Raw genomic sequence first — 11,913 nt, 5'->3', positions numbered from 1 at the left:
TCCCGCCGTTTATCAGTTTTTGAGCGTGGAGCAAAAATCCAAAGTGATTTTTGTCCCACGCTCTTTTCTTGTCTTTTTTACTATGAAAGTGAGGAATTCTTGTCTATACTTAATGAAAAGAGGTGACAGAGTTTGAAAAAAGAATATTTTATTGCTGCTAGTGCAGATGTCTATGGAAACGTACAACTAGCGAAGGATAGTAATATTTGGTTTCAGTCGGTCTTAAGAGGTGACAGTAACACAATTACCATTGGTGAAGGTAGTAATATTCAAGATGGCACGATTATTCATGTTGATGAAGATGCCCCGACAATTGTAGGCAAGTATGTAACGGTGGGCCATCAATGCATGTTACACAGTTGTAAAATCGGTGATGGTGCTTTGATTGGCATGGGTTCAACGATTCTAAATAACGCTATTATTGGAGAAAACAGCCTGATTGGTGCGGGCTCTTTAGTGACAGAAGGCAAAATTATCCCGCCAAATGTTTTAGCATTTGGTCGACCCGCGAAGGTTATCCGTCCGTTAACGGCAGCAGAAATAGCCAGTAATCATACGAACGCCTTACATTATATTCAACGAGCAGAAGAATTTCGCCAACAAAAATACCCGAAACTAACATAGAATTAGGAGGAAAATGATGAAGAAAATTAAAGTAATGACGGTTTTTGGAACACGGCCAGAAGCAATCAAAATGGCCCCTTTAATCAAAGTTTTAGAAGAGCAAAGTCAAGGATTTGACTCTGTAGTAGTCGTAACAGCGCAACATCGCCAAATGTTGGATCAAGTGTTAGAAGATTTTCAAATTACACCGAATCATGATTTAAATATCATGAAAGATGGGCAAACCTTAACAGATATTACAAGTCGTGTTTTGAATTTATTAACTGAGGTTCTTGTGACAGAACAGCCGGATATTGTCTTGGTTCATGGCGATACTACCACGTCATTTGCGGCTGCGTTAGCTGCTTTTTATCAACAGATTCCAGTGGGACATGTGGAAGCAGGATTGCGGACCTGGCAAAAATATTCTCCGTTTCCGGAAGAAATGAATCGTCAACTGGTAGACGTGTTAACTGATATTTATTTTGCCCCAACCACTCAAAGTAAGGACAATTTAATCAAAGAAAATCATCCAGAAGAACATATTTATGTAACTGGCAATACAGCGATTGATGCGATGGCGTACACCGTTGATGCCCACTATCAAAATGATTTATTGGAAAAAATCCCTACAGACCAACGCATTGTACTAATCACAATGCATCGTCGTGAAAATTTAGGCCTGCCAATGGCAAATGTGTTTAAAGCTGTTCGTCGACTTGTAATGGAACATCCAGAAATTGAAGTCATTTTCCCTATGCACAAAAATCCCAAAGTCCGTGAAATAGTAGCGGAACATTTAGGTGAATTAGCTCGTGTGCATTTAATTGAACCATTGGACGTCAAAGATTTTCAAAATTTTGCAGCGAAAAGTGCGTTAATTTTAACTGATTCTGGCGGTGTGCAAGAAGAAGCTCCTTCCTTAGGTGTGCCAGTTTTAGTTTTACGAGATACAACGGAACGTCCAGAAGGCGTAGCGGCAGGAACATTGAAATTGGTTGGTACAGACGAACAAGTAGTCTATCAAGAGGCGAAAACATTATTGACTGATTCTGATGCTTACCACGCGATGGCGCATGCACAAAATCCGTATGGGGATGGTCAAGCTAGCCGTCGAATCGTTGAAGCCATTGCCTATGAAATGCAGCAATCAGATAAAAAACCAGATACGTTTACAGCAAAATAAATAAAAAGGCAGAGAAGCGCTGAAAAATGTGCTTCTTTTGCGTATCTTATTTTGAAGAATCAATTAGACAAAAAATGCTAGAAAGTAGTGAAGTGAAGATGTATCAAACGATTTTATTTGATTTAGATGGCACAATTACGGATTCTGGTAGCGGCATTATGCGTTCTATTTTATATGCAACAGAACAATTAGGCTGGCCAGCTCCTAGCGAGGAGACGTTACGTTCTTTCATAGGGCCGCCTTTATATGAGTCGTTTTTGCACATGGCGCCTTCAGCTGAAGCAGCGCAACAAGCCGTGGGTCATTATCGAGCGTATTATCAGAGAAAAGGCATGTTTGAAAACCATGTGTATCCAGGGATTCCAGAAGTGTTAACAAGGTTAAAGGAAGCGGGAGCAAAGTTATACATTGCGACTTCCAAGCCAGAAGAATTTGCTAAAAAGATTATTACTCATTTTGATTTAGATCGTTATTTTACAGGCATCTATGGAGCGAGCATGGACGGTCATCGTTCTAAAAAAGCAGATGTGATTCAGTATGCATTAACGGAAGCTCAATTAGACCCAACCAAAGAAGCGATTATCATGGTTGGTGATCGTAATCATGACATTCTTGGTGCTCAACAAAATGGCTTAGATAGTATAGGTGTCTTGTATGGATTTGGTGAAGAAACAGAATTACAAGAGGCGGGAGCAACATTCCTAGTACAATCGCCTAAAGACTTAGGTGCTATTTTGCTACAAAATTCTTAATAGAAAATGGATTTTCGATAAATTTAGGAGGATTTTAAGATTTATTATCGTTTCAATAGAAAAGCGCCATCATAGGCTTTAAACGTTGTCAATGATGAATTTTTTATCGGGGAATGACGGTCTTTTTATTAAAAACATTTAATTTTAAAGAGGTTTCATGTATAATAGTTTCAGTCATAAACGATAGAATAGTAAGGAGGGTTAGTTTTGGCTAATGATAACCAAAATAACCAAGATCCCAAATCTTCGCTTAGAGATCAAGTAACTGGGTCTTTAAAAGGTAGAAATGATGGCGATCAACCTGATTCCTCTGAAAAAAATGATAGGTCTCCCCAACCTTCATCTGATGAATCACAAGAAACAGCGAGCCGCACAACACAAACACGTGCAGGTTCTAGAGCTGCTCGAAGACGTGGGAAAGACAAGACAACACAGACAGTCGAAGAGCCAACCCCGATTGAAACAGACGAAAAGCCAACAAATACAAAAAAACAAACACGTAAAAAAGAAGATCGTTTAGTCGGTCGTATCGTGTTAATTGTAGTTTCTGTATTGGTTTTAATGATGGCAATCTTTGGGTTTACTTTTTATAAATATGTAGATGCTGGGCTACAACCACTAGACAAGAACAATAAGAAGCTTGTTCAAGTGCATATCCCAGAAGGATCTTCTAATAAGCAAATTGCTGCGGTTTTAGAAGAAAGCAACGTCATTAAAAGCGGAATGGTTTTTAACTACTACGTAAAATTTAAAAACTTAACAGATTTTCAAGCGGGCTATTATCAAATGTCTCCAAGCATGACACTCGATGAAATTGGTGAAATGCTAAAAGAAGGAGGCACGCCAGAACCAACTAAAATTGCAGATGGCAAAGTAACGATTCCTGAAGGCTACGATATAGATAAAATTGGCGAAGCTATTGAAAAAAATACAGATTTCAAGAAAGCAGATTTCATTGCATTAATGAAAAACGAAGACTTCTTCAATCAAATGAAAGCTAAGTATCCTGATTTACTTGAAAGTGCTGCAACTGCAGAAGGTGTTCGTTATCGCTTAGAAGGCTATTTGTTCCCGGCAACTTATGATTACTACAAAAAAGCAACACTTCCTGAATTTGTCGAACAAATGATTGCTAAAATGAACACAGTAATGGAACAATATACGCCGACAATTCATGCAAAGAATTTAACCAATCAGCAAGTCTTAACGTTAGCTTCATTGGTTGAAAAAGAAGGAGTCAAAGAAGCAGACCGCAAACAAATTGCGCAAGTATTCTTTAACCGCTTGGCTGCCGATATGCCGATCCAATCAGATATTTCTATTTTGTATGCTCTAGGAGAACACAAAGAAACTGTAACGTATGCTGACTTGGAAGTGGACTCGTCTTATAACTTGTATAAAAATACTGGTTATGGACCAGGACCATTAGATAGCCCAAGTGAGGAGTCAATTAAAGCAGTCTTGAATCCGACACCAAGTGACTATTTATACTTTGTAGCAGATATTTCTACAGGAAAAGTCTACTTCTCAAAAACATATGAAGAACATCAAGTATTAGTAGATCAGTATGTCAATAATTCAAGTAGTGAATAAAATGAAAACATAAAAGAGCTTGGTGAATCAATTTTGTATGATTCACCAAGCTTTTAGATACTCAAAAAGTAATCTGTTTAGCAGAGGGAAAGAGTAGCAACTAGAAATTTATATAAATAAAATTTAGCAAAATCACAAAAATTCAATAATTATATTTACAATTTAGAAAAAGCGTGGTACTCTTTTGTGGATTGAAAGCGGAATTTTTTTCAATAACCAACCAAGAACTACGTATCGTTAAGCGAAAAAGGAGAATTAACATGGTAGAAAAAGTATATCCAATGACTCTTGAAGGAAAAGAAAAATTAGAACAAGAGCTAGAAGAATTAAAAACAATTAAACGTAAAGAAATCGTAGAGCGTATTAAAATCGCTCGTAGCTTTGGGGATCTTTCAGAGAACTCAGAGTATGAATCAGCTAAAGATGAACAAGCTTTCGTTGAAGGACGTATTACAACGTTAGAAAATATGATTCGTTTTGCAGAAATCATCGATAATGATGGCGTGGACCAAGACGAAGTTTCCATCGGTAAAACAGTTACTTTCCAAGAATTGCCTGATGGAGAAGAAGAGGAATACACAATCGTAGGAAGTGCCGAAGCCGATCCATTTTCTGGTAAAATTTCTAACGATTCACCGATTGCGCAAGCCTTAATTGGTAAACAATTAGGTGACCAAGTGATTATTGCAACACCTGGTGGCGACATGACAGTTAAAATTACAAAAGTTGAAGCAAACTAAATAATTGAGTAGGGCAGGCAGCTTCCAAGGCCTGTCCTTTCGCAATCTAAGACATTTAGGGCTAAAGTCCTATGGTAACCTGAGGCGCAAACCACTATGATTAAATAAAATAAACGAGTAAAATAAATGACAGAGGGAGGAGGCAAATCTATGAATAACCCTTGGCGCTTTTTTATCGTCGCAGAAGCATTACTTTTTATTCTGGCGTTATGGCAAATTGTACATAATCCTGGATTAGCTGTTTTATTAACAATTGGCATTTTACTTGTGGCCTACGTTTCCAGGAAAGCATCTAAAACACATTTTAACAACTTTCAATTCGTCCTCGGCGTTGTTTTTATTGTCATTGGTGCAATGAACAGCACGGCTGTTTGGTTTATGTTGATTTTTGGCGTACTCTTTATCGGCTTAAAAGGCTTTGAGATCTCAGGCGTGGATATAGCTGAGCGAGCACCTTGGCGTAAAAAACAAATGATTATGGTGGAGACGGCGGCAAAAGAACCTAAAAATGGCAAACGATTTAAACGCCGCTGGTTTGCCAACGAACGCATTGGTAACAATATCTATGAATGGGACGATATCAATATTGATTTAATCTCTGGGGACACCATTATTGATTTAGGTAATACGCTACTACCGAAAGAAGACAATATTATTATTATTCGTAAAGGTTTTGGCCGCACGCGAATTCTAGTGCCGTTAGGTGTAGCTATTTTGTTAGAACATTCAACTTTTTACGGAACGGTACGTTTTGAAGAAGAAAAATATCAATTGAAAAACGAATCATTAAAAATTTACAGCAATGATTATGATACCAATCTTCGTCGTTTGAAAATTATGACGAACACTTTAGTAGGAGATGTTGAGGTGATCCGTGTATGACCGATCGGATTTCAAGACGCATGATTTCATTATATGCGTCCCTTAGCACCTTTATTGTTATCTTAATTACATTGTTTTCATATTTTCATTCGATTAAACAAAACCGGTGGCTATTAGAGCTTCTTCAGAGAAAAGTCTTTTATTTACCACTAATTGTGCACATTGTTCTCATATCCTTACTAATAGGCTTATTGACCTTTTTACTGATTTCATTGGTTCAAAAAGGGCAATATGGACGGATTGAAGAAAAACTTCGGTTATTGGCCAACGGTAATTATGAAAGTCCAGTCTTAAACAAACCAACGACCAGTGAAAATCAAGATCATTATCTAACCGAAGTCGAACAAGATATTTGGTCGATTAAAAATAAATTATTAGAGATGTCTAAAGAATTGCAATTATTAAACAGTCGACCGCAATTAATGGATGGGCAAACAAAAGAAGAAATTTTAGAGAACGAGCGGCATCGTTTGGCGCGGGAGTTGCATGATTCAGTCAGTCAACAACTTTTTGCAGCCATGATGATGTTGTCTGCCTTAAATGAACAAGCACAACGAACAGAAACCCCGGAACCATATCGCAAACAACTAGCCATGGTGGCAGAAATCATTAATGCCTCCCAATCGGAAATGCGCGCGTTACTATTGCACTTGCGTCCTATCAGTCTAGAAGGAAAAAGTTTGCGTAAAGGTATTGAACAATTACTGAAAGAACTACAAACAAAAATTAAAATTGAATTGATTTGGGATGTTGAAGATGTTCATTTAAATAGCAGCATTGAGGATCATCTTTTCCGAATTGTGCAGGAATTACTTTCAAATACCTTAAGACATGCCAATGCAAAGGAATTAGAGGTATACTTACACCAAGTCGATAAAAACGTGTTATTGCGTATTGTTGATGATGGTGTCGGCTTTGATATGAAGGAACAAAGTAATAAAGCCGGTAGTTATGGCTTAAATAATATTCGAGAACGTGTTGTCGGCATGGGCGGTACAGTTAAAATTATTAGTTTTAAAGGGCAGGGAACCAGCGTTGAAATTAAAGTTCCTGTCATAAAGGAGGAAACTGCAAGTGATCAAAGTAATGTTAGTGGATGACCATGAAATGGTCCGTTTAGGCGTTTCATCATATTTATCTATTCAAGAGGATATAGAAGTCGTAGGCGAAGCAGAAAATGGTAAGATTGGCTATGAAAAAGCATTGGAACTACGTCCAGATGTTATTTTGATGGATTTGGTAATGGAAGAAATGGACGGCATTGATTCAACAAAAGCGATCTTGAAAGATTGGCCAGAAGCCAAGATTATTATTGTGACGAGTTTTATTGATGATGAAAAAGTGTATCCGGCGATTGAAGCTGGTGCAGCGGGCTACCTATTAAAAACATCAACAGCACATGAGATTGCTGATGCAATTCGGGCGACTTATCGCGGAGAGCGTGTGTTGGAACCTGAAGTGACGCATAAGATGATGGAACGGTTGACAAAAAAACAAGAGCCGGTGCTGCACGAAGATTTGACAAACCGGGAACACGAAATTTTAATGTTGATTGCACAAGGTAAAAGTAATCAGGAAATAGCTGATGAACTCTTTATCACTTTGAAAACAGTTAAAACACATGTTTCAAACATTTTAGCAAAACTAGATGTGGATGATCGGACCCAAGCGGCGATTTATGCTTTTCAACATGGTTTAGCCAAATAAATATCAGATAAATCCATAAATAAATTCTAGGAAATCCTTCTAGGAATTTATTTATGGATTTGTTATACTAATTTTAACGAACAGACAGGAGCGGTCAGAAGAAATGAAACAAAATTTTGCAATTATTGGTTTAGGACGTTTTGGCGGCAGCATATGCCAAACTTTGGTGGAAGCTGGTCAAGAAGTTTTGGCCATTGACAGCAGTGAAGACCGTGTCAATGAATATATGAATATTGCAACGCATGCAGTGGTGGCTAACGCCCAAGATGAAATGACGTTGCGTTCTTTAGGGATTCGGAATTTTGATCACGTAGTGGTGGCAATTGGTGAAGATATTCAAGCGAGTATTTTAGTAACATTAATGGTTAAAGAGATGGGGGTTCCCAATGTCTTAGCCAAAGCAGTCAATGAATATCATGCCCGTGTCTTAGATAAAATTGGGGCAGACATGGTCGTTCACCCAGAGCGGGATATGGGCATTCGAATTGCTCACAAACTTGTTTCACGCAATATTTTAGATTATATTGAATTATCTAGCGAATTTTCATTAGCTGAGGTTCGGGTCACCAATCCTAAATTTTACAATAAAACCTTAGCAGAATTAAATTTCCGTCAGCGATTTGGTTTAACTGTGGTAGCGATCCGCCGCTCGAAAACAGAAGTAATTGCTTCGCCAGATGCTTCTGAAATTGTTCGAGAAAACGACAATTTATTAGTTATCGGTGATACCGCAGACGTGGATTTATTAGATGAAAAAATGAATGGCTAAGCACTTTATTCTCTAAAAGCACTGCGCTGTGCTACAATAAATGGCGACAGAGATGTGAAGGAGGAACAAAGAATGAAATTAGAAGTGACACCGAAAGCCCAACAATGGTTTAAAGAAGAAACCGGGGTTCAGCCTGAGACAGGCATTCGTTTTTTCGAAAAAATTTACGGAAAAACACCTGTTCATGATGGTTTTTCCATTGCGATGTCTGTAGAAGCGCCAGATGAGCCAATGATTAAAGAGAACCTAGATGGGATTACCTATTTTATTGAAGAAACAGATGATTGGTTCTTTAAAGGGTATGATTTGATTGTTGATTATGATGAAAAGAATGATGAACCGCGTTATCAATTTGAAGCAAACCAAGAAGATTTAACAAAATAATTTTAGTGCTAAACAAAAGAGGCTGAAGTAGTGCGTAGGACTATTTCTGTTGCTTTCGTTTAACCGCTAGTCAGCCTGAGAAAAAATCGTTTTGGATTTTTTCTCAGGTTCTTTCTATTTAAGTTATTTTTAGTTGGATATCGTTATTTAATAAGGCTATTATATGGTATAATGATAATTAACTGAAGTGTGGAGGAAATAAAATGTTATCAATTGTTGTCCCTTGTTATAATGAGGAAGCAGCGATTCCGCTGTTTTTTGAAGAAGTAGAAAAAATTAGCCAGCAACTGTCTCATTCAGTAGAATATATATTTGTGAATGATGGCTCAAAAGATAAGACGTTAGCTGTTTTAAGACAGCTTTATCGCGAACATCCAGAGAAGGTCCGTTATCTTTCTTTTTCACGAAATTTTGGGAAAGAAGCAGGCTTATACGCTGGTTTAAAAGAAGCAACAGGTGACTTAGTGACAGTCATGGACGTTGATTTACAAGACCCGCCCGAGTTATTACCTCAAATGATTGAGATGATTGAAACCAGTACAGATTTAGATTGTGTTGGCACACGACGCATAACAAGAGACGGCGAACCGCCCATTCGTAGCTTGTTTGCACGGATGTTCTATAAACTCATTAATCGAATTGCTGAGACGGAAATGGTGGATGGTGCCCGTGACTTTCGTGTCATGACCCGACAAATGGTCGATGCGATTTTAGAGTTATCTGAGTATAATCGTTTTTCAAAAGGGATTTTTAGTTGGGTCGGTTTTAAAACAGAATATATTGAATTTAAAAATCGAGAACGAATTGCTGGAGAAACCTCTTGGTCTTTCTGGAGTCTATTAAGTTATTCAATTGACGGGATTGTCAATTTTTCAGAAACACCATTGAATATTGCTTCATACGTTGGCGCCTTTTCGTGTATTGGTTCTGCACTAGCAATGTTAGTGATTATCTTTCGAACATTAGTTAATGGTGATCCAACAAGCGGCTGGCCTTCAATGGTTTGTATTGTACTTTTTGTAGGTGGTTTGCAACTATTATGTTTAGGAATTATTGGCAAATATATCGGCAAAATTTTCTTAGAAACGAAAAAACGACCTATTTATATTGTAAAGGAATCAGAAAAAGATTCTAAAAAATAACCAAAAAAGCAGAGAAAAATTCTCTGCTTTTTTGTTATGCGTTAAAAAAAGTGTAAACAGGCTTTTCAGAAAAACAACATTTTTTACATAAAAAATACATTAACTTTACCTATTTTTATCTTAATGAAACAGCTTTGCTCTCGCGGTTGCAAGAAATAAATGTTAAAATCAAAAGGTATGCTATTAAATGTTTTTTTGGAGGTTGGGTCATGATAGAAGTTATCGACTTGAAAAAAGTATTCGATAATGGGTTTGAAGCGTTAAAATCGGTCAATTTTACGATTGAGCAAGGGGACTTGGTTTGTTTGTTAGGACCAAGTGGGTGTGGGAAATCCACAATTTTAAACTTAATTGCAGGTTTATTGCATCCAAGTGATGGAGATATTCAGTTTCGACAGCAATCGGTTGTCAAAACAGCACCAAAAGATCGGAACATCGGGTTCGTTTTTCAAAACTATGCCTTATATCCACATATGACTGTTCTAGAAAACGTAATGTTTCCTTTGACGGTAGGAAGTAAGAAAGTTCCCAAGGCAGAGGCACAAGCTATTGCCGAAGAATATATGAAACTAACGAATATTGAAGAGTTAAGCCATAAAAAGCCAGGCACACTTTCTGGTGGTCAACAACAGCGTGTTGCGATTACCCGGGCGTTAGTTCAAAAACCAGATGTTTTATTATTAGATGAGCCTTTAAGTAACTTGGATGCACGTTTGCGTTTGAAAATTCGTGAAGAAATCCGCCGCTTGGTGAAAGAAGTAGGGATTACAACAATCTTTGTAACGCACGACCAAGAGGAAGCGCTATCAATCAGTGATAAAATTATTTTATTAAACGAAGGGGTTATTCAACAAAATGATGAACCTCAAAACCTTTACTTAGAACCAAATAACTTATTTGTTGCTCAGTTCATAGGTAACCCAATTATTAATTTATTGTCTGTTGAAGTGAAAGACGGCAAAATGTACCACGAAAGTTTTGAAATTCCGCTTGAGCGTTTTGAGCAAGCACGCTTTAAAATGCCAATGACTGACGGGAAATATACGTTTGCTTCTCGTCCAGAAGATGTGGTACCAACTGAAACAGGTCTCTTTACCACAACGACAGATTTAGTGGAATTGATTGGTCGAGAACGTATTTTACGATTTACATTAGGAAATGAACAAGTGAAATCAATTGTAAGTGTAGAAGAAGCGATTGAAGAAGGAGACACTTTATCTTTTGATTTTTCATATAAAAAAGTATTTATCTTTAACGAAGCGGGAGACCGGGTTTACTAATGAAAAAATACAATCCAGAAAATCAACCAAAAGCATGGCTCTTCCTTCTGCCATCATTAGGAATCATTTTACTGTTTAGCGTTTATCCACTGTTTCGTTCTTTGTGGATGAGTTTCCAAAAAGGTTCCTTAATTAACCAACGCTACGCTGGTTTAGAAAATTATCAACGTGTATTGAATGATCCAATCTTCTATAAAGCGTTAAAAAATACAGCGCTCTATGCATTTGCTGTGGTACCGATTGCCTTGATAATTTCCCTAGCAATTGCTTGGATTATCTTTGAAAAAGTTAAACATAAGAGTTTCTTTGAAACGATTTTCTTTATGCCTTATGTAACGAGTACGATTGCCATTGGGATTGTCTTCCGTTACTTCTTTAATGGCGATTATGGAATTGTCAATTACGTCTTAGGCTTTTTCGGCATTCCTTCTGTCAACTGGCTAGATAATGTTCAAATGAGTATGCCAACATTGATTATTTTTGGGGTTTGGACGAGTTTAGCATTTAATATTATTATTTTGTTGGCTGGGTTGAGAAATATTGATGAAGAACATTTTAAAATTGCAAAAATGTTTGGTGCCTCAGACGGCGAAATTTTCCGACGTATTACGTTTCCGCAGCTAGTCCCGACCATTGCCTTTTTATTAACGGTCAATTTAATTGGCGCCTTTAAAGTTTATACACAAGTTTATGCTTTATTCGGTGGTCGTGCGGGGATTGCCAACAGTGCCACAACCGCAGTGTACTATATTTATGACAAATTCCACATTGCAGGGCGTCCCGGAATTGCGATGGCCGCCACAGTGATTTTATTTGTGATTATTTTAGTGGTCACTTTCTTACAAAATAAACTCTTAAAGAAAGTGGGGCAATAA

The 11,913-nt window shown here is 37.5% G+C and carries 13 protein-coding genes; all 13 read left to right on the top strand.

The genetic code is table 11. The features are described from left to right. Nucleotides 1-132 precede the first annotated feature (132 nt). The 13 genes from IGI80_RS01020 to IGI80_RS00960 all read left to right on the top strand — a co-directional run bounded on the left by IGI80_RS01020 (nucleotide 133) and on the right by IGI80_RS00960 (nucleotide 11,913). A complete protein-coding gene (locus IGI80_RS01020; protein ID WP_438722385.1) occupies nucleotides 133-624 on the top strand; it encodes a gamma carbonic anhydrase family protein in 492 nt (163 codons plus the stop codon). A 13-nt stretch (nucleotides 625-637) separates the two neighbouring features. Then, nucleotides 638-1,789 (top strand): non-hydrolyzing UDP-N-acetylglucosamine 2-epimerase, encoded by a 1,152-nt coding sequence (gene wecB, locus IGI80_RS01015; protein ID WP_002402063.1) that lies wholly within the window; start codon nucleotides 638-640, stop codon nucleotides 1,787-1,789. A gap of 74 nt (nucleotides 1,790-1,863) precedes the next feature. Continuing rightward, a complete protein-coding gene (locus IGI80_RS01010) occupies nucleotides 1,864-2,541 on the top strand; it encodes an HAD family hydrolase (RefSeq protein ID WP_002386325.1) in 678 nt (225 codons plus the stop codon). Between the two features lie 207 nt (nucleotides 2,542-2,748). After that, nucleotides 2,749-4,134 carry an endolytic transglycosylase MltG gene (gene mltG, locus IGI80_RS01005; protein ID WP_002375722.1) on the top strand — a complete coding sequence of 462 codons (1,386 nt, stop codon included), beginning with the start codon at nucleotides 2,749-2,751 and terminating at the stop codon, nucleotides 4,132-4,134. A 260-nt stretch (nucleotides 4,135-4,394) separates the two neighbouring features. Beyond that, nucleotides 4,395-4,874 carry a transcription elongation factor GreA gene (greA, locus tag IGI80_RS01000; protein ID WP_002355133.1) on the top strand — a complete coding sequence of 160 codons (480 nt, stop codon included), beginning with the start codon at nucleotides 4,395-4,397 and terminating at the stop codon, nucleotides 4,872-4,874. A 150-nt stretch (nucleotides 4,875-5,024) separates the two neighbouring features. Continuing rightward, the gene (liaF, locus tag IGI80_RS00995) at nucleotides 5,025-5,756 is read left to right on the top strand and encodes a cell wall-active antibiotics response protein LiaF (protein WP_002387917.1); all 732 of its coding nucleotides are present in this window, start codon (nucleotides 5,025-5,027) and stop codon (nucleotides 5,754-5,756) included. Further along, nucleotides 5,753-6,856: a sensor histidine kinase gene (locus IGI80_RS00990; protein WP_438722384.1), complete on the top strand. Its 1,104-nt coding sequence runs from the start codon at nucleotides 5,753-5,755 to the stop codon at nucleotides 6,854-6,856. Before liaF ends, IGI80_RS00990 begins: the two co-directional genes overlap by 4 nt. Further along, nucleotides 6,831-7,463, top strand: coding sequence for a response regulator (locus IGI80_RS00985; RefSeq protein WP_002355137.1), 633 nt, complete (start codon nucleotides 6,831-6,833; stop codon nucleotides 7,461-7,463). The genes IGI80_RS00990 and IGI80_RS00985 overlap by 26 nt, the downstream gene beginning before the upstream one ends. Before the next feature lie 103 nt (nucleotides 7,464-7,566). Beyond that, nucleotides 7,567-8,232, top strand: coding sequence for a potassium channel family protein (locus tag IGI80_RS00980; protein ID WP_002355139.1), 666 nt, complete (start codon nucleotides 7,567-7,569; stop codon nucleotides 8,230-8,232). Between the two features lie 54 nt (nucleotides 8,233-8,286). Further along, the gene (locus IGI80_RS00975) at nucleotides 8,287-8,616 is read left to right on the top strand and encodes a HesB/YadR/YfhF family protein (protein ID WP_438722382.1); all 330 of its coding nucleotides are present in this window, start codon (nucleotides 8,287-8,289) and stop codon (nucleotides 8,614-8,616) included. A gap of 203 nt (nucleotides 8,617-8,819) precedes the next feature. Continuing rightward, nucleotides 8,820-9,758 carry a glycosyltransferase family 2 protein gene (locus IGI80_RS00970; protein ID WP_002407364.1) on the top strand — a complete coding sequence of 313 codons (939 nt, stop codon included), beginning with the start codon at nucleotides 8,820-8,822 and terminating at the stop codon, nucleotides 9,756-9,758. A gap of 146 nt (nucleotides 9,759-9,904) precedes the next feature. Continuing rightward, a complete protein-coding gene (locus tag IGI80_RS00965; RefSeq protein ID WP_002385276.1) occupies nucleotides 9,905-11,038 on the top strand; it encodes an ABC transporter ATP-binding protein in 1,134 nt (377 codons plus the stop codon). Then, nucleotides 11,038-11,913 (top strand): carbohydrate ABC transporter permease, encoded by an 876-nt coding sequence (locus IGI80_RS00960; RefSeq protein WP_002355143.1) that lies wholly within the window; start codon nucleotides 11,038-11,040, stop codon nucleotides 11,911-11,913. Before IGI80_RS00965 ends, IGI80_RS00960 begins: the two co-directional genes overlap by 1 nt.

Source organism: Enterococcus sp. DIV1420a, from assembly GCF_051712165.1.
In the GTDB taxonomy this organism is placed as follows: domain Bacteria; phylum Bacillota; class Bacilli; order Lactobacillales; family Enterococcaceae; genus Enterococcus; species Enterococcus faecalis.
Note: the sequence above shows the minus strand (reverse complement) of the source record. Positions and strands in the feature narration are given on the sequence as shown.